This window comes from Simplicispira psychrophila DSM 11588 (assembly GCF_000688255.1).
In the GTDB taxonomy this organism is placed as follows: domain Bacteria; phylum Pseudomonadota; class Gammaproteobacteria; order Burkholderiales; family Burkholderiaceae_C; genus Simplicispira; species Simplicispira psychrophila.
Genome location: NZ_JHYS01000018.1, coordinates 1 through 18,610, shown reverse-complemented (window position 1 = coordinate 18,610; position 18,610 = coordinate 1). Strand labels below are relative to the sequence as shown.

Here is an 18,610-nt window from a genome sequence, read left to right as displayed (position 1 = left end):
CCTCCAGATTGACCCATCTACGGCCTTGACCGGCGCGCTGGGCGATCTTGGACCGGCATTACGACCTGGGCGGTTTTCAACTCAGCGTCTGCAATTGCGTCGAACGGACTCTGCTGGAACAGCATAGCCGTCTTATGGGCTGAAATAGCCGACAAATGTGAGGGTTTTGCCTGACACGGGATTTCCCTTAGATTGTCGTCACGAAGACAAAATAACGTCAAAGTTCAACCTACGATCAGTTGCAAACGCTGACCTTGTGTCGCCCTCTTGAATTTTTTAGGACCCGGAATGAAGATCACGTTTCCGCAAATGCTGCTCAAGCATGCTGCCGAGCGCCCCGATGCCGCGGCACTGCGCGAAAAAGAATATGGCATCTGGCAGGCACACAGCTGGGCCGATGTGGCCCGCCTGGTCGAGCAGGTCGCTGCCGGACTGCACCAAGCCGGACTGCGCCGTGGCGAGCACATGGTCGTCGTTGGCGCCAACCGCCCGCGCTTGTACGCCACCATGCTGGCCGTGCAATCGCTGGGAGCCATCCCGATCCCGCTGTACCAGGACGCCGTGGCCAACGAATGCGTTTATCCGATGAACAACGCTGAAGTGCGTTTTGCCGTGGTCGAAGACCAGGAGCAAGTGGATAAATTCCTTGAAATCCGCGACCGCTGCCCGGCTATCTCCAATATCTACTACGACGACCCGCGCGGCCTGCGCAAGTACAACGAAGAAGGTCTGGCCGCGTTTGACACCCTGATCGAGACCGGCACCGCCTTTGCAGCGCAAAACCCACAGTGGTTCCGCGACGAAGTGGCCAAGGTGCAGCCCGACGATGTGGCAGCGATGTTTTTCACCTCGGGTACCACCGGCAACCCCAAAGGCGTGGTGCACACCCACCACAGCCTGCTGGATCGCGCTCTGGCCGGGGCTGAATTTGACAAGCTGACCCACGCCGAAGAAGTGCTGGCCTACCTGCCACCCGCCTGGATTGGTCAAAACATCTTTAGCTATGCGCAATGGCTGGTCTGCGGCTACGTCGTCAACTGCCCCGAGTCGGCCAGCACCGTGACCATCGACCTGAAGGAAGTCGGCCCGACCTACTATTTCGCCCCACCGCGCATCTTTGAAGGCCTGCTGACCAGCGTCACCATCCGCATGGAAGACGCCAGCCCGCTCAAGCGCAAGCTTTTTGAAGCCTGTATGAGCGTGGCGCGCCGTGTCGGCCCCGACCTGATGGACGGCAAAAGCATCGGTATGCTCGATCGCCTGAAGTACGCCGCTGGCAACTTCTTGGTGTACGGTCCGCTGCGCAACAACCTGGGCTTCAGCCGGGTGCGCGTGGCCTACACGGCAGGCGAGGCCATCGGGCCTGACCTGTTCAGCTTTTATCGCTCCATCGGCATCAACCTGAAACAACTCTACGGCTCGACCGAGACCGCGGTGTTTGTCTGCCTGCACCCCGACAACGAAGCACGTGCCGACACCGTGGGTGTGCCGATTCGTGGCGTGGAAATCAAGGTGGCGGACAACGGCGAAATCCTGGTCAAGTCGCCCGGCTTGCTCAAGGAATACTACAAAAACCCCGAGGCCACGGCCGAGGTGCTGACGCCCGATGGCTGGTACCACACCAGCGACGCCGGCTTCATCGACAGCCACGGTCACCTGAAGATCATCGACCGTGTCAAAGACGTCGGTCGCATCAAAGGTGGCAGCAACGACGGCGCCATGTTTGCACCCAAGTATGTCGAGAACAAACTCAAGTTCTTCTCGCACATCAAAGAAGTCGTGGCTTATGGCGACGGCCGCGACCAAGTCTGCGTGTTTATCAACGTTGACTTTGATGCGGTGGGCAACTGGGCCGAGCGGCGCAACCTGCCGTATGCCGGTTACACCGACTTGGCACAAAAGCCCGAGGTGTACCAGCTGATCCAGGAATGCATTGAAAAGGTCAATGCCGACCTGGCCAGTGATGCTCTGCTGGCGGGCAGCCAGGTCAGCCGCTTCCTGGTGCTACACAAGGAACTGGACGCCGACGACGGCGAACTGACCCGCACCAACAAGGTGCGACGCGGCTTTATTGCCGACAAATACAAGCCGCTGATCGACGCGTTGTACGACGGCAAGACCCAGCAGCACATTGAAACCCAGGTCAAATTCGAGGACGGGCGCACCGGTAGCGTCAGTGCCACGCTGCAGATCTGGGACGCCAAAACCTTCACCCCGGTGAAAGCCGCCGCCTAAAGACCGCCCCCATGACACAAAAGAAGATTGGCGACGTCATTCTGGACGTCAAGAACATCACCCTGCGCTTTGGCGGCGTCACCGCACTGACGAACATCTCGTTCAACGTCAAAGAGCACGAGATCCGCTCCATCATCGGCCCCAATGGCGCCGGCAAGAGCTCGATGCTCAACTGCATCAACGGCGTCTATACGCCGCAAGAAGGCTCGATCACCTTCCGTGGCAACAGCTTCTCGCACATGAGCTCACGCCAAGTGGCCGAAATGGGTGTGGCGCGCACCTTTCAGAACCTGGCGCTGTTCAAGGGCATGAATGTGATCGACAACATCATGACCGGGCGCAATCTGAAGATCAAAAGCAACCTGCTAATGCAGGCACTGCGCGTCGGTCCGGCGCAGCGCGAAGAAGAACGCCACCGCGAATTCGTCGAACACATCATCGACTTCCTCGAAATCCAGGCTTTCCGCAAAACGCCGGTCGGTCAGTTGCCCTACGGCTTGCAAAAGCGCGTGGACTTGGGCCGCGCTCTGGCAATGGAGCCCCAAGTGCTGCTGCTGGACGAACCCATGGCCGGCATGAACGTGGAAGAAAAGCAGGACATGTGCCGCTTCATCCTCGACGTGAACGATGAATTTGGCACCACCATCGTGCTGATCGAGCACGACATGGGCGTGGTGATGGACATCTCCGACCGCGTTGTCGTGCTCGACTACGGCAAAAAGATCGGCGATGGCGCACCCGAAGAAGTCCGCGCCAACGAAGACGTGATCAGCGCCTATCTGGGCACCAGCCACTGAAGCACCGGAAGAAACACCATGGCATTTTTTCTTGAAACACTGATTGGCGGCCTGATGGCCGGCATGTTGTATTCGCTGGTAGCGCTCGGCTTCGTGCTGATCTACAAGGCGTCCGGCGTCTTCAACTTCGCCCAAGGCGCAATGGTGCTGTTTGCCGCACTGGCCATGGCGCGCTTTGCCGAATGGATTCCCGAGTGGACCGGCATCGACAACGCCATCGTCGCCAACCTGGCCGCCTTTGTGATTGCCGGCGGCTGTATGTTTGTCGTCGCCTGGCTGATTGAGCGCTTGGTGCTGCGCCACCTGGTGAACCAGGAAGGTGCCACCCTGCTGATGGCCACGCTGGGCATTGCCTACTTCCTCGAAGGCCTCGGTCAGACGCTGTTTGGCAGCGACATCTACAAGATCGACATTGGTATGCCCAAAGACCCGATCTTCATGCTCGACTCCATCTTCCCCGGCGGCGTGCTGGTGAACAAAGAAGACGTGATTGCCGCAGCCATCGCCGCAGCCCTGGTGATTATCTTGAGCGTTTTCTTCCAGAAAACCTCCACCGGCCGCGCCCTGCGTGCTGTCGCGGACGACCACCAAGCCGCTCAGTCGATTGGTATTCCGCTGAATCGCATCTGGGTCATCGTCTGGTGTGTGGCCGGCGTGGTGGCCTTGGTGGCCGGCATGATCTGGGGCTCGAAACTGGGCGTGCAATTCTCGCTGACCACCGTGGCGCTGCGTGCCTTGCCGGTGGTGATTCTGGGCGGCCTGACTTCGGTGCCCGGCGCCATCATCGGCGGCCTGATCATCGGCGTAGGTGAAAAACTTTCCGAGGTGTATCTGGGCCCGTTCGTGGGCGGCGGCATTGAAATCTGGTTTGCCTATGTGCTGGCGTTGGTGTTTTTGTTGTTCCGTCCCCAAGGGCTGTTCGGCGAAAAAATCATTGACCGCGTGTAACCCAGCAAGAAGAACAAGGAGTCCCTCATGTTTTACCGCGAAAACGGTCAGTTCAAGACCACCTATCGGGCGGATCAGCAGATCTTCCCGATCACGCAAGACCGCGTGGCCATTGGCCTGCTGCTTGCCTTTGCCTTCATCGTGGTGCCGATGCTGGCCACCGATTATTTCTACAGCTCGATCCTGATCCCGCTGGTGATCATGTCGCTGGCAGCCATCGGGGTGAATATTCTGGTCGGATACTGCGGTCAGATCTCGCTCGGTTCAGGCGCCTTCATGGCCGTTGGCGCTTACGGTGCCTACAACTTTTTTGTACGCATCCCCGGTCTGCCTTTGATTCCAGCGCTGATTCTGGGTGGTTTGTGCGCCATGGCCTTTGGCATCCTGTTTGGGCTGCCCAGCCTGCGCGTCAAAGGTCTGTATCTGGCCGTGGCGACGCTGGCGGCGCAGTTCTTCAGCGACTGGATGTTCTTGCGCATCCGCTGGCTGACGAACAATTCCGACTCCGGCTCGGTCTCGGTCAACCACCTGCAAGTGTTTGGTCTGCCCATTGAAAGCGCTACTGCCAAATACCTGTTCTGCCTGACCATTCTGGTGGTGGTCGCACTGCTGGCCAAAAATCTGGTGCGCGGCGCCATTGGCCGCGAGTGGATGGCGATCCGCGACATGGACGTAGCGGCTGCGGTGATCGGTATCCGCCCGATGTACGCCAAGCTCAGCGCCTTTGCCGTCAGCTCTTTCATCATCGGCATGGCCGGTGCGCTGTGGGCCTTCGTGCACTTGAGCTCCTGGGAGCCGGCCGCGTTCTCAGTCGAGATCTCATTTCGCCTGTTGTTCATGGTGATCATCGGCGGTCTGGGTTCCATCATGGGCGGCTTCTTTGGCGCCGCGTTCATTGTGGTGCTGCCGATTGCCCTGAACCGCTTCCTGCCCGCACTGGCCAATACCTTTGGCTTCACCATTTCAACTGCCGGGGTGTCGCACGCTGAGCTGATGATTTTTGGTGGCCTGATCGTTTGGTTCCTGATCGTCGAGCCGCATGGCCTGGCCAAGCTGTGGTCTATCGGCAAGCAAAAAATGCGTCTCTGGCCGTTTCCGCACTGATCAGCAAACACCGCGGGTAATGCCTCGTTCGCACGGTGCATCCTCTCTATATATTTCCGGTTCTTTCCCGCGCTTCCACCTATTCATCCAAAGGAGACATCCATGAAGCTTTCCAAGTTTGTGCTCGCCGCCGCCGTCGTGGCGGCTGGTGCGTCGTCATTGGCCACCAGCGCCATGGCGCAGGCCAAAGAGCAGTTCTTCCCCCTGCTGTCCTACCGCACTGGTCCCTATGCGCCCAACGGCACCCCCTGGGCCAACGGCAAGCAGGACTATCTGAAGATGATCAATGCCCGCGACGGTGGCATCAACGGCGTCAAGCTGACGTACGAAGAGTGCGAAACGGGCTATGCCACCGACCGCGGCGTCGAGTGCTATGAGCGCCTCAAGGGCCATCCTGGCGTGACGCTGTTTGACCCCCAGGCCACGGGCATCACCTTCGCCCTGACCGAAAAAGCCCCTGTGGACAAAATACCACTCATGACCCTGGGCTATGGTCTGTCGGTGGCGCAAGACGGCATGGCGTTCAAATGGAACTTCCCGCTCATGGGCAGCTACTGGACCGGTGCGGACATCCTGATCCAGCACATTGGCAAAACTGCTGGCGGCCTGGACAAGCTCAAGGGGAAGAAAATCGCCTTGGTTTACCACGACAGCCCGTTTGGCAAAGAGCCGATCCCCGTGATCCAAGAGCGCGCCAAGATGCACGGCTTTGAGCTGCAGCTGCTGCCGGTCACGGCTCCCGGCGTAGAGCAGAAAGCCACCTGGTTGCAAGTGCGCCAGAGCCGCCCCGACTACGTGATGCTGTGGGGCTGGGGCGTGATGAACTCCACCGCCCTGAAAGAGGCACAAGCCACTGGCTTCCCCCGCGACAAGATGTATGGCGTCTGGTGGGCTGGTGCCGAGCCGGACGTGCGCGACGTGGGCGACGGCGCCAAGGGCTACCATGCTTTGGCTCTGAACGGCTCAGGCACACAGCCCAAGGTGATTCAAGACATCCTGAAGAACGTGCACGACAAAGGCCAGGGCACCGGCGCCAAGGACGAAGTCGGCTCGGTGCTGTACACCCGTGGCGTGATCATCCAGATGCTCGGTGTGGAAGCCGTGCGCCGTGCGCAAGAGCGTTTTGGCAAGGGCAAGGTCATGACCGGCGAGCAAGTGCGCTGGGGCCTGGAAAACCTGCACCTCGACCAGAAGAAGCTGGACGCGATGGGCTTTAACGGCGTGATGCGCCCCCTCTCGACCAGCTGCGCTGACCACATGGGTTCCACCTGGGCACGTATCCAGACCTGGGACGGCAAGAAGTGGGATATCAGCCCTGAGTGGTACCAGGCGGACGAGCAGATCTTGAAGCCCATGGTCAAGGCCGGTGCCGACAAGTACCTGGCCGACAAGAAGCTGCAGCGCCGCGCTGCATCTGACTGCGAGTCTTAAATGACACCTGCCTCATCCGCTAGGGGCGGGGAGGCAGCGGCTCATCCCGAGCCGCCAATTGACAGGTTTGCCGTGCAGCCCTGTCAATTGAGAAGTGGAATTCGAGTTGGAACTGGCACAGAGAGAAACCCTATGGACCCCAAAAACATTGTTCTGAACGTCAACGGCATCGAGGTCATCTACAACCACGTGATCTTGGTGCTCAAGGGCGTCTCGTTGCAGGTGCCCGAGGGCAGTATCGTCGCCATTCTGGGTGGCAACGGCGCGGGCAAGACCACCACCTTGCGCGCCGTCTCCAACCTGCTGGCAGGCGAGCGCGGCGAAGTCACTAAAGGCTCGATCGAGCTGCGCGGTGAACGCATTGAAAAACTCACGCCGGCCGACCTGGTCAAGCGCGGCGTGGTGCAGGTGATGGAAGGGCGCCACTGCTTTGCCCACCTGACGATTGAAGAGAACCTGATGACCGGTTCGTACACCCGCACGAGCAAGGGCGAAATTGCCGCCAATCTGGAGAAGGTCTACAACTACTTTCCACGCCTGAAAACACGCCGCACCTCGCAAGCGGCCTACACCTCGGGCGGTGAGCAGCAGATGTGCGCCATTGGCCGCGCCATCATGACCAACCCCAGCATGGTGCTGCTGGACGAACCTTCCATGGGCCTGGCACCGCAGATCGTCGAAGAGGTGTTCAACATCGTCAAGGATCTGAACGCCAAGGAGAAGGTCACCTTCCTGCTGGCCGAGCAGAACACCAACATGGCGCTGAAATATTCCGACTACGGCTACATCATGGAATCGGGCCGCGTCGTCATGGACGGCGTCGCCAGCGATCTGGCCAACAACGAGGATGTGAAAGAGTTCTACCTCGGTGTCGGCGGTGGCGAGCGCAAGAGCTTCAAGGACGTCAAGAGCTACAAACGGCGCAAGCGCTGGCTGGCATGACCTGGACCTGTGTGAATCCCTGAGCTTTCTCCCCCTTACCCTCCATACCCCATGAATCCCTTTTACGATCCACTGGAAACCAGTCCCCCGGCCGAGCGCGAGGCTGACTTGATGGCAGCCCTGCCGGTGCAGATCGAGAACGCGCGCACCAACTCTGCCGCCTTCGCCGAGATCTTGGGCGATGTCGATCCGGCCAGCATCAACAGCCGCGCCGCCTTGGCCAGCCTGCCGGTGACACGCAAATACCAGCTGCAAGAACGCCAGCAGGCACTGCGCGCCGACAACGCCTTTGGCGGCTTTGCCACCCTGGGCTTTGGTGCGGCCATGCCGCGCGTCTTTTGCAGCCCGGGCCCGATCTACGAACCCGAAGGCACACGCCGCGACTACTGGCGCATGGCACGCGCGCTGTACGCGGCCGGTTTTCGCGCGGGCGACCTGGCGCACAACAGCTTCAGCTACCATTTCGTGCCGGCCGGCTCCATGATGGAAAGTGGCGCCCACGCGTTGGGCTGCACGGTGTTTCCCGGTGGCACCGGCCAGACCGAGCAACAGGTACAAGCCATGGTCGAACTGCGCCCCGCCGGCTACATCGGTACCCCCAGTTTTCTCAAGCTGATTCTGGACAAAGCGGCAGAACTCAAGCAGCCCCTGCCCAGCCTGACCAAAGCCCTGCTCTCGGCCGAAGCGTTACCGCCCTCGCTGCGCGACTGGTTCAGCGAGCGCGGCGTGGCCGCCTACCAGTGCTATGGCACTGCCGACCTGGGACTGATCGCCTATGAGACCGCAGCGCGCGAAGGCTTAGTACTGGACGAGCACGTCATCGTCGAAATTGTGCGTCCGGGCACGGGTGACCCGGTGCCCGAAGGTGAAGTGGGCGAACTGGTGGTGACCACGCTCAACCCCGACTACCCGCTGATCCGCTTTGGCACCGGCGATCTGTCCGCCATCCTGCCTGGACAATGCCCGACTGGCCGCACCAATATCCGCATCAAGGGCTGGATGGGGCGCGCCGACCAGACCACCAAGGTACGCGGCATGTTTGTGCACCCTGGCCAGGTGGCCAGCATTGCGGCGCGCTTTCCCCAGGTACAGCGCGCACGGCTGGTGGTCAGTGGCGAAATGGCCAACGACCAGATGGTGCTGCAGGTCGAAACTACCGAAACCTCGTCCGGCCTGGCAGAGCGTCTGCAAGATGCTATCCGCGAAGTCACCAAGCTGCGCGGCGAAGTCGAACTGGTCGCACCGGGCACCCTGCCCAACGACGGCAAGGTGATCGAGGACGCACGCAGCTACCGCTGAGTCCCCTGCGCCCTGGCCAGCGCAACAAAGCCGCCGCATCTGTGACCAGACCGGCGGCTTTTTCATGGCGCGCCATCCAGCGCGCAACGCATGTTCAGGCTACAGGTTCTCAGGTACCCCAGACCACGTCATCACCGCCCTGGGCGCTGCGGCGCAGCATGTCAATAAACGGCGCAGCGCGTTGGCGCAGGCTGACGACATCACTGTCGCCCTGTGGGCCCTCCTCCGCCGCATCGTCAGCCTGCGCATTGGTATGCGCCTCTTTGGCTTGCGCCTGGGCAGCGGCCGCCCGCCGCTCCTCATCAAGTACGGCTGCTTCGAGCGCGGCCACTGCGGCAGGAATTTGCGCCACCGTCACGATACCGGCGCGGCCGGTCTCTTTGCCAATGATCTGCAGCAGCCGACGTCCATGCGGCTCCAGCAAGATCAGGTCAGCGGTAGAGCGGGATTTGAATTTGTAGAGCATGGAACATCCTTGGAGGAATAGAGGTAATCACGAGTGAAAGGATAGTCCGATTGCGCTCCAGGAAGTGCACCCCGTTCAATATCGTTGTTCGGCCGTGTCGCCAGCAACTGGTACAGACTCATCCAGCCACGCTCAAAACCCATGGCGCTACCGGCCAAATACAAGCGGTACGCCTGCACCACGCGCTGCGCCTGCTCCATGCCATCGTCAGCGGAAAGCACCCGGCGTGCCTCATCCAAGCGGGCCTCCAGCGCATCCGACCAGGCCCACAAGGTGCGCGCATAGTGCGGGCGTAGGTTTTCTGCATCGACCATTTCCAACCCTGCACCAGCCAGCGCGTTCAGCACGCTACTGACATGCAGCAACTCACCACCCGGGAAGATGTATTTTTCGATGAACGCCCCCATACCAGCGCCCAGTTCGGTGTTGTCGGTACCACCGGCCGTGATGCCATGGTTCAGGACCCATCCGCCCGGGCGCAGCAGGCGGCGCACGGTGGCAAAGTACGTCGGTATGTGGGCCCGCCCGACATGCTCGAACATGCCCACCGAGGCGACCTTGTCAAACGGCTGCGACACCTGCAACTCGCGGTAGTCGCACAGCAGCATGCGCACCCGGTCTTGCAAGCCCTTTTCGACAATTACGCGCTGCACATACGCGTGCTGGTGGTGCGACAGTGTGATGCCGGTGGCATCCACCCCGTAGTGCTCGGCCGCCCACAGCAGCAGCCCGCCCCAGCCCGCACCGATATCCAGAAAACGCTCGCCCGGTTGCAGCAGCAGCTTGCGGCAGATGTGGTCGAGCTTGGCTTCCTGCGCCTGCGCCAGGGACATGTTTGGCTGGCGGTAATAGGCGCACGAATACACGCGCCGCGGATCCAGCCACAGCGCATAAAAATCATCTGACACATCGTAATGAAACTGAATCTGCTGCGCATCGCGTCCGGGCGTATGTGCGCCCATGGAGCGGGCGTGGTGCAGCGTGCGCGTCCACCAGCGGGTGTTGCTGTGCGTCGGATTGCCCGGCAGCAGCGCATTGGCCACGTGCATCAGATCGCGCAAAGTGCCCTCAAAGCGCACCCGACCTTCCACCATGGCCTCAGCGACCGCGCCAATGCGCCCCGCCACCAGACCGGCGAGGCTGGCCGCATCCTGAAAAAGCAGCGTCACTGCGGCTTGGCGCGGCCCCAGACGCTTACCAGAGGGCAACTGCAGCGCCACAGACAGCGGCAACCGGTCGATGCGCTGGACAATTTTTTTCTGCAGAGACGGCAGAGGCATAGTCTGGAACTCCTGTGGTGGGCGCCGCCATGCGCCTGAAACATGGGCACGATCCATGGATTGCGCTACACCGTACACCGCAACACCACTCCATGCACACCGTCAATGTTTCAGATTTTTGCGACCGCCTAGCTTTAGCGGGCGCTGTGCCATGGCCAGAATGTGCGGCCACGGTTTTATGATGCAACCCAACCCCAGTCACCCCACCACGGAGCCCTCGCAGTGCCTCACATCCATATCCACCGCCCGCACCAGCTCGGTCTGCCCGCCGCACGCAAGATCGCCTTTGCCTGGGCTGAGAAGGTGGAGAAAAAATTTGACATGGATTGCACGTACGCAGAAGGTACGGAGCAGGACACGCTGCACTTCAGCCGCCTGGGCGTCACAGGCACCCTGCAGGTGCACCCAGACCAGTTTGCGCTGGCCGCAGAACTGGGTTTTTTGCTCAGCGCTTTCAAGGACAGCATTGAAGCCGAACTGAATAAGCAGTTCGACAGCTTGCTGTTGCCGAAGAAGCCCGCCGCAAAGAAGGCGGCGCAGAAGAAAAAACCGGCGGCGCCATCTGCCTGACAGCGCGCTCACAGGCGGTGACACAGCCGGGCTGTGATAGCCAGGACAGCCACCAAAAGGGCGACCCAGAGGCCGCCCTTTTTGTTGCTTGCTAATGCTGACTGTTGCTTGTGGTTGTGTATGCGCACCCGCTGTTGCCGGGGGCCAGCGCCCGGCGCGCTTCAGCTGAGTTCAGCGATCAGCTCGATGTACTGCTGCTGGGCGGCGTCTGCAGCCGTGCCCTTGAGCTTGCTCCAGGCGTCCCATTTGGCCCGCGCCACCACATCGGTAAAACCGGGTTTTTTCTCGGTGTTGTCGCCCGCGCTGGCTTGCTTGTACAAGGCATAGATTTTCAGCAGCGTCGGATTGTCGGGGCGCTCGCTGAGGTTTTTGGACTGCGCGACAGCGGCTTCAAAATTGGCGTTCAAATCGGCCATGGGGAATGCTCCTTGGATACGGATGAGAAAAACAGGCTTCTGGCGAGCCCCTGCGTTGTATCTTACGGCCAGCATTCGGGCACGCCTTCGATCCTGCGCACGTGGGAGGTCCGCCCCCAAAACCGTCCACAGGAGCTTGCCCATGGTCACCCGCACGCCGTCCCGCCCCCCAACTGCACGCTGCAACGCCCGCCCACCCGCCTTATCTCCCCTGCCCGATGAGCGCATGGGCAAGGTCGATACCGCCTGGCTGCGCATGGACAGCGCCAGCAATCTGATGATGATCAACGGTGTCTGGACGCTCACCCCCGGCATCCCATGGCCAGCGCTGTGCGAACGCGTGCAAGAGCGGATGCTGGCCTATCCGCGCTTTCGCCAGTGCGTGGTGCGCGATGCCATCGGCGCCCGCTGGGTGGAAGACGCCCACTTTGACATCCGCGCCCACGTCGTGCGCACCACCCTGCCCCGGCGCGCTGGCGAGGGCAAAGGCCAAAGCCAGCAAACGGCGCTGCAAGAGCGCATCGGCGAACTGGCGATGCAGCCACTCGACCCGCTGCGGCCCCTATGGCAGTTTCACCTGATCGACAATTTTGTCGATGGCGATGGCCAGAGCGGCAGCGCCCTGATCATGCGGATCCACCATTGCATTGCCGATGGCATGGCGCTGTTGCATGTCATCTTGTCGCTGGTCGATGGCGGCACCGTACCGCCTGCACCGGTGCCTGCGGCACGGTCGGACCATTCGGGCGGGCCAGGCGCAGCACAGGACCCGCCCCTCACCGACTTCACTGCACAGGCACTGCAGGCGCTGCACGAACCCCAAAAAACCCTCGCACACGCTCGGGCCACCACCCTAGAGACAGCGCGCCTGGGGCAGCAGCTGCTGAGCGACATGGCGGCGCTGGCCCTGATGCCCAACGACTCGCCCACGCGCCTCAAGGGCGTGCCTGGTGGCGCCAAGCGCGTGGCTTGGTGCACGCCGCTGCCGCTGCACGAGGTCAAGGCCGTGGGCGCCGCCCTGGGCTGCTCACTCAACGATGTGCTGCTGTCGTGCGTGGCCGGCGCCCTCGGCAGTTATCTGCGCCGCCATGGCGAGCGCACCGAAGGCCAGGAAATCCGTGCCATGGTGCCGGTCAATCTACGCTCACCAGACGAGGACGGAACCCTGGGCAACCACTTTGGTCTGGTACCGCTGTTACTGCCCATCGGCATCAACAACCCCATTGAGCGCGTCTACGAGGTGCGCCGGCGCATGGCAGCGCTCAAGGGCAGCACGCAGCCGCTGCTGACCTACGCCCTACTGGCCGTGGCGGGCGTGCTGGTGCAGCCGGCACAGGACGCGCTGCTGGGCCTGTTCAGCCGCAAGACGACCGCTGTCATGACCAACGTGCCCGGCCCGCACGCGCCGCTCACGCTGTGCGGCGCGCGTCTGGCGCAATGCCTGTTCTGGGTACCGCAATCGGGCAGCGTCGGCCTGGGCGTGTCAATCCTGAGTTATGCCGGCAACGTGCAGTTTGGCCTGATCGCCGACACCGCGCTGTGCCCCGAGCCCCAGCAGATCATCGATGCCTTTATCCCTGAATTCGAGCAACTGCTATGGCTGTCACTGATGTTGCCGTGAAGCACCGCGTAGCCCCTGAATATCAAAACAATAGCGGCAGGCGCAAATACAGCAAGGGTTTGCGGCCGTTTTTATCCAAAAACGGCTAATGCCACTTCAGGCGCGTGCCAGCCACGCCTGCGCCAGCCGCACCCAGTAGGTGGCGCCCAGCGGAATCAGCGCATCGTTAAAGTCATAGCTCGGGTTGTGCAGCGTGCACGGCCCGCCGCCGTGGCCGATGTCGCGGTGCGTGCCGTCGCCATTGGCAATAAAGCAGTAGGCGCCGGGGACGGCTTGCAACATGAAGGCGAAGTCTTCCGCGCCCATGGTGGGCTCCTGCTCGACGACGTTATCCGCGCCAACGATGCTCTCCATCACTTGGCGTGCAAACGCCGCCTCGGGCGCGGCGTTGATGGTCGGCGGGTAGTTGCGCACAAACTGAAAATCACAGGTCGCCTCGTGCGCCGCGCAAAGATGCTCGGCCACTTGGCGCATCCGCCGCTCAATCAAGTCCAGCACCTCGATGCTGAACGTGCGCACCGTGCCCTGCAACTCGCAGGTATTGGGCACCACGTTGGTGGCCTCGCCTGCGTGGACCATGGTCACCGAGATGACGCCCGCATCCACCGGCTTCTTGTTGCGCGTCAGGATGGTCTGGAACGCCAGCACCATCTGGCAGGCAATCGGCACCGGGTCGATGCCGGTGTGCGGCATGGCGGCGTGGCCACCCTTGCCACAGACGGTGATTTTGAATTCGTTGCTCGACGCCATCACCGGGCCGGGGCTGACCGCCATCTGGCCCGGCAACATGCCCGGCCAGTTGTGCATGCCAAACACCGCCTGCATCGGAAACAGCGTGAACAGCCCGTCTTTGATCATCTCGCGCGCGCCGCCGCCGCCTTCTTCTGCCGGCTGAAAAATCAGATACACCGTGCCGTCAAAGTCCCGGTGCTGCGCCAGGTGCTGCGCCGCCGCGAGCAACATCGCCGTATGGCCGTCGTGGCCGCAGGCGTGCATTTTCCCGACGTGGCGGCTGGCATGGGCAAAGGTGTTGCTCTCGGTCATCGGCAGCGCGTCCATGTCGGCACGCAGCCCGAGCGCGCGGCCACAGGCGCCACCATCCCGGCCGTGGACAATACCGACCACACCCGTGGTGCCCAGCCCGCGGTGGAGGGGAATGCCCCATTCGGTGAGTTGCTGCGCCACCACATCGGCGGTGCGGGTTTCTTCAAAACGCAACTCGGGGTGGGCGTGGAGGTCGCGCCGCAACGCGGCCATGGCGCCAGCGTGCTGGGCAATCGATTCAATGACTTGCATGGTGAGATTCCTTCCAAGTTGCCAGTCTAGCCAAGCGCGCGGCGACTGCCGGCATCGCGGCCATACAGCCACACAAGCGGCTATCTAGAGCACGACAACAAATATCAATTTGATAGCTGCAAGCGCTTTATGCACAAGACATTCATAGATAAAACTACTTCAAATCATCTATTAGCAAGCGCTATTTGCTATCAAAATAACTCAAACTGGCAACTGACCGGGCGCTGCCGAGCCCAAATTGCATTTATAAAAGTCACAGGTTTATGATTTTTCAGACTGTTTATGTCGTCAATCAAATCGAATACAGTGGCTACCAGCCGCACCAAAGCGTGCATACCGATTTTTTATTTGAGACTTTTCACATGACCGCACGCACCTCCGTCCATCGCCTGCAAGTGGCCAACATCTTGCACCGCTTCATCAACGAGCAGGTGTTGCCCGGCACCGGCGTGGACAGCGCCGCTTTTTGGCAAGGCTTTGATGCCATCGTGGCAGACCTGGCACCGCGCAACATCGCCCTGCTGGCCGAGCGCGAGCGCCTGCAAACCGAGCTGGACACCTGGCACCAAGCGCATCCCGGGCCGATCACCGACATGGCGGCTTACCGCAAGTTTTTAGAAACCATCGGCTACTTGGTGCCGGTGCCCGAAGGCGTGCAAACCACCACATCAAACGTCGATGACGAACTGGCGGTGCAAGCCGGCCCGCAACTGGTGGTGCCCATCCTGAACGCCCGCTACGCCCTGAACGCCGCCAACGCGCGCTGGGGCAGCTTGTACGATGCGCTGTATGGCACCGATGCCATCTCGGAGGCAGACGGCTGCGCCAAAGGCCCCGGCTACAACGACAAGCGCGGCGCCAAAGTCATCGCCTTTGCGCGCAATTTGCTGGACCAAGCCGCCCCACTGGCCAACGGCTCGCACCAAGACTCGACCGGCTACGCCATCGAGGGCGGCGGCCAACTGGTGGTCACGCTCCAAGGCGGCGCAAAAACGGGCCTGAAAGACAACGCCCAACTGGTCGGCTACCAAGGCGAAGCGGCGGCGCCGACCTCGGTGCTGCTGGTGCACAATGGTTTGCACATCGATATCCTCATCAACCGCACCACGACGATTGGCGCCAGCGATGCGGCCGGCGTGTCGGACATGGTGATCGAATCGGCACTGTCCACCATCCTCGATTTGGAAGACTCAGTCGCCGCCGTGGACGCGGACGACAAAGTGCTGGGCTACAGCAACTGGCTCGGCATCCTGAAGGGCACACTGACCGAATCCTTCGACAAAGGCGGCAAAACCCTGACACGTGGCCTCAACGCCGACCGCATTTACACCGCCGCCAACGGTGGCGCTGAAGTGCGTTTGCATGGCCGCTCGCTGATGTTCCTGCGCAACGTCGGCCACCTGATGACCAATCCGGCCATCCTCTACACCGACGCCCAAGGCGCACAGCGCGAAATCCCTGAAGGCATTCTGGACGCGGTCGTCACCACCACCATTGCACTGCACGACCTGCAAAAAGGCCACGGCACGAATGCAGAAAACGGCGCGGGCGCCGTGGGCCTGCGCAACTCGCGCAAAGGCTCGGTCTACATCGTCAAGCCAAAGATGCACGGTCCCGCCGAAGTGGCCTTTGCCAGCGAGCTGTTTGGCCGCGTTGAGCAACTGCTGGGCCTGCCCGACAGCACCGTCAAGCTGGGCATCATGGACGAAGAGCGCCGCACCTCGGTCAACCTGAAAGCCTGCATTGGCGCCGCCGCCAGCCGCGTGGCATTCATCAACACCGGCTTTCTCGACCGCACCGGCGACGAAATGCACAGCGCCATGCAAGCCGGCCCGATGATCCGCAAGGGCGACATGAAAACCAGCGCCTGGATCCAGTCGTACGAGCGCAACAACGTGCTGGTCGGCTTGGAATGCGGCCTGCGCGGCAAGGCGCAAATCGGCAAAGGCATGTGGGCCATGCCCGACCTGATGGCGGCGATGTTGGAGCAAAAAATTGCCCATCCCAAAGCCGGTGCCAACACCGCCTGGGTGCCCAGCCCGACCGGCGCCACGCTGCACGCGCTGCACTACCACCAGGTTTTGGTCAGCGACATCCAAATCGCGCTGGAAAAAACCGACTTCAATGCCGTGCGTGACGATCTGCTGACGGGCCTGTTGACCATCCCTGTGGCCGCCGCGCCCAACTGGTCGGACGCTGAAAAGCAGCAAGAGCTGGACAACAACGCCCAAGGCATCTTGGGCTATGTGGTGCGCTGGGTCGATCAAGGCGTGGGCTGCTCCAAAGTGCCTGACATCCACAATGTCGGCCTGATGGAAGACCGCGCCACGCTGCGCATCTCCAGCCAGCACATGGCCAACTGGCTGCTGCACGGCGTCGTCACCGAAGCGCAAGTCAAGGAAACCTTCGAGCGCATGGCCAGCGTGGTCGATGGCCAAAACGCCGGGGACCCACTGTACCAGCCGATGGCCGGTAATTTTGAGACGTCGTCTGCTTACAAAGCGGCGTGCGAACTGGTGTTCAAGGGCTTGGTGCAACCCAGTGGCTACACTGAGCCGCTGCTGCACGCCTGGCGTCTGAAAGTCAAGGCAGGCGCACACGCTTAAAGGCTTGAAACAAGCTGGATGTACTATTTATTCAATAGCACAATGCGCATGTATCTATTGGGCTTAAAGGTGTTTTGACTCTTACTGTCTGCGCTCCATGACAGCCACGGCACCTTCAGGTGCCGTTTTTGTGTGCCCGCCGTCCAGCCGCCTACACTGCACACCATGCAACCCCTGTCTACATCACCGATCGACACCGCGCACTGCCCCCTGTGCGGTCAGGCCAACCAGTGCGCGATGGCACAACAGTTATCGCCGACGCAGTGTTGGTGCATGGGAAGCACCATCGCCACCGACGCTTTGGCAGGCATTCCCGAGGTCGAGCGCGGTCAACGCTGCATCTGCCTAGCGTGTGCGGCCAGGCAGCACGTTTTATGATCGATTTTTTCTAGAAAAACCGTCCAACGGATCTGCCATGTGCCAACTTTTGGGGATGAATTGCAATACGCCCACCGACGTGACCTTCAGCTTCACCGGCTTTGCCCAGCGCGCTGGTCACACCGGCGACCACAGCGATGGTTGGGGCATTGCTTTTTTTGAAGACAAAGGCGTGCGCCATTTTGTCGATCACCAGCGCGCCCTTGATTCCCCGGTAGCGGATCTGATTCGCCGCTACCCCATCCAGAGCTGCAACGTCATCTCCCACATCCGTAAAGCCACCCAGGGCGCCATCGCCTTGCAAAACTGCCACCCTTTTGTGCGCGAGTTGTGGGGCCGTTATTGGGTATTTGCGCACAACGGCGACCTGAAAGAATTTCGGCCACGCCTGCACGGCTGTTTTCGTCCAGTGGGCGCGACCGACAGCGAACACGCGTTCTGCTGGATCATGCAAGAGTTAGCCAAATCACACGCCCAGGTGCCCAGCATTGGCGAATTGACGCTGACGCTGCGCGAGCTGGCTGCGCAGATTGCGCCGCACGGCACCTTCAATTTTTTGCTGTCCAACGGCCAAGCGCTGTGGGCCCATGCCTCGACCCACTTGTTTTACCTGGAACGATGCCATCCTTTTGCGGCAGCGCAGTTAGCTGATGAAGATCTGCATGTCGATTTTTCAACCCAGACCTCGCCAAACGACAAAGTAGCGATCATCGTCACCGCACCGCTCACCCGCAATGAGACCTGGACGGCATTGGGGCATCGGGAATTGAAGGTGTTTGTCGATGGTGCGGTGTACGCAGGAGATGCATAAAGCGCACTCGGTCGGCTGAGCAGCGACAAGCATTTTCGATAATTGGCGCAATGCAGCCAATTCATCAAATACTCAAACAGCTGCCAGAAAGACAAAACCCCCCGCACATTGCTGAGCGGGGGGTATTTGCTGGCTGTAAGAGCCTGACGATGACCTACTTTCACACGGGAACCCGCACTATCATCGGCGCGAAGTCGTTTCACTGTCCTGTTCGAGATGGGAAGGAGTGGGGCCAACTTGCTATGGTCATCAGGCATAAAGGGTTGCCGCGCTGATCATTGATCAGCACAGCCAATTCATAGAGTCTGGAATCAGTTTTTTTCGAATTTGTATTTTGACTGCGTCAGCTTTGGCATAACAATCTTTGAAGATCACTTAAATTTCTTTAAGCAAAGGCTATCAAAGTTATA

The 18,610-nt window shown here is 60.8% G+C and carries 16 protein-coding genes and 1 rRNA gene; 12 read left to right on the top strand and 5 right to left on the bottom strand.

What is annotated here, in order from left to right:
• Positions 1-288 precede the first annotated feature (288 nt).
• From Q390_RS0114925 to Q390_RS0114895, 7 genes are all read left to right on the top strand, one after another.
• Positions 289-2,235 (top strand): AMP-dependent synthetase/ligase, encoded by a 1,947-nt coding sequence (locus Q390_RS0114925; RefSeq protein ID WP_027996781.1) that lies wholly within the window; start codon positions 289-291, stop codon positions 2,233-2,235.
• A gap of 11 nt (positions 2,236-2,246) precedes the next feature.
• Positions 2,247-3,032, top strand: coding sequence for an ABC transporter ATP-binding protein (locus tag Q390_RS0114920; RefSeq protein WP_027996780.1), 786 nt, complete (start codon positions 2,247-2,249; stop codon positions 3,030-3,032).
• Positions 3,033-3,050: 18 nt separating this feature from the next.
• The gene (locus Q390_RS0114915; protein WP_027996779.1) at positions 3,051-3,980 is read left to right on the top strand and encodes a branched-chain amino acid ABC transporter permease; all 930 of its coding nucleotides are present in this window, start codon (positions 3,051-3,053) and stop codon (positions 3,978-3,980) included.
• Positions 3,981-4,007: 27 nt separating this feature from the next.
• Positions 4,008-5,084, top strand: a complete 1,077-nt coding sequence (locus tag Q390_RS0114910) for a branched-chain amino acid ABC transporter permease (protein ID WP_027996778.1) — start codon at positions 4,008-4,010, stop codon at positions 5,082-5,084.
• A 102-nt stretch (positions 5,085-5,186) separates the two neighbouring features.
• Positions 5,187-6,515 (top strand): ABC transporter substrate-binding protein, encoded by a 1,329-nt coding sequence (locus tag Q390_RS0114905; RefSeq protein ID WP_027996777.1) that lies wholly within the window; start codon positions 5,187-5,189, stop codon positions 6,513-6,515.
• Positions 6,516-6,647: 132 nt separating this feature from the next.
• Positions 6,648-7,457: an ABC transporter ATP-binding protein gene (locus tag Q390_RS0114900; RefSeq protein ID WP_027996776.1), complete on the top strand. Its 810-nt coding sequence runs from the start codon at positions 6,648-6,650 to the stop codon at positions 7,455-7,457.
• Between the two features lie 51 nt (positions 7,458-7,508).
• Positions 7,509-8,756, top strand: coding sequence for a phenylacetate--CoA ligase family protein (locus Q390_RS0114895; RefSeq protein WP_027996775.1), 1,248 nt, complete (start codon positions 7,509-7,511; stop codon positions 8,754-8,756).
• Between the two features lie 109 nt (positions 8,757-8,865).
• Here Q390_RS0114895 and Q390_RS0114890 read toward each other — a convergent pair whose 3' ends face one another.
• Together Q390_RS0114890 and Q390_RS18680 are read right to left on the bottom strand one after the other, a co-directional pair.
• Complete coding sequence (locus Q390_RS0114890) at positions 8,866-9,222, bottom strand: DUF1840 domain-containing protein (RefSeq protein WP_027996825.1); 357 nt, start codon at positions 9,220-9,222, stop codon at positions 8,866-8,868.
• Positions 9,183-10,502 (bottom strand): class I SAM-dependent methyltransferase, encoded by a 1,320-nt coding sequence (locus Q390_RS18680; RefSeq protein WP_051603277.1) that lies wholly within the window; start codon positions 10,500-10,502, stop codon positions 9,183-9,185. Before Q390_RS18680 ends, Q390_RS0114890 begins: the two co-directional genes overlap by 40 nt.
• A 222-nt stretch (positions 10,503-10,724) precedes the next feature.
• On the opposite strand from Q390_RS18680, the gene Q390_RS0114880 reads away from it, so the two are divergent.
• Positions 10,725-11,072, top strand: a complete 348-nt coding sequence (locus Q390_RS0114880; protein ID WP_027996774.1) for a polyhydroxyalkanoic acid system family protein — start codon at positions 10,725-10,727, stop codon at positions 11,070-11,072.
• A 161-nt stretch (positions 11,073-11,233) separates the two neighbouring features.
• Here Q390_RS0114880 and Q390_RS0114875 read toward each other — a convergent pair whose 3' ends face one another.
• The gene (locus Q390_RS0114875; RefSeq protein ID WP_027996773.1) at positions 11,234-11,488 is read right to left on the bottom strand and encodes an acyl-CoA-binding protein; all 255 of its coding nucleotides are present in this window, start codon (positions 11,486-11,488) and stop codon (positions 11,234-11,236) included.
• A 142-nt stretch (positions 11,489-11,630) separates the two neighbouring features.
• Between Q390_RS0114875 and Q390_RS0114870 the strand changes: the two genes are divergently transcribed.
• Positions 11,631-13,109 carry a wax ester/triacylglycerol synthase family O-acyltransferase gene (locus tag Q390_RS0114870; protein ID WP_425423954.1) on the top strand — a complete coding sequence of 493 codons (1,479 nt, stop codon included), beginning with the start codon at positions 11,631-11,633 and terminating at the stop codon, positions 13,107-13,109.
• Positions 13,110-13,205: 96 nt separating this feature from the next.
• Here Q390_RS0114870 and Q390_RS0114865 read toward each other — a convergent pair whose 3' ends face one another.
• Complete coding sequence (locus Q390_RS0114865; protein ID WP_027996771.1) at positions 13,206-14,405, bottom strand: M20 aminoacylase family protein; 1,200 nt, start codon at positions 14,403-14,405, stop codon at positions 13,206-13,208.
• A gap of 362 nt (positions 14,406-14,767) precedes the next feature.
• On the opposite strand from Q390_RS0114865, the gene Q390_RS0114860 reads away from it, so the two are divergent.
• The 3 genes from Q390_RS0114860 to Q390_RS0114855 all read left to right on the top strand — a co-directional run bounded on the left by Q390_RS0114860 (position 14,768) and on the right by Q390_RS0114855 (position 18,200).
• Positions 14,768-17,011: a malate synthase G gene (locus tag Q390_RS0114860; RefSeq protein WP_027996770.1), complete on the top strand. Its 2,244-nt coding sequence runs from the start codon at positions 14,768-14,770 to the stop codon at positions 17,009-17,011.
• A gap of 165 nt (positions 17,012-17,176) precedes the next feature.
• Positions 17,177-17,389, top strand: coding sequence for a cysteine-rich CWC family protein (locus tag Q390_RS19630; protein WP_156949923.1), 213 nt, complete (start codon positions 17,177-17,179; stop codon positions 17,387-17,389).
• Between the two features lie 37 nt (positions 17,390-17,426).
• Positions 17,427-18,200, top strand: a complete 774-nt coding sequence (locus tag Q390_RS0114855) for a class II glutamine amidotransferase (RefSeq protein ID WP_027996769.1) — start codon at positions 17,427-17,429, stop codon at positions 18,198-18,200.
• 141 nt (positions 18,201-18,341) lie between these two features.
• Here the strand turns inward: Q390_RS0114855 and rrf are convergent.
• Positions 18,342-18,454 (bottom strand): 5S ribosomal RNA (gene rrf / locus Q390_RS0114850).
• Positions 18,455-18,610 lie beyond the last annotated feature (156 nt).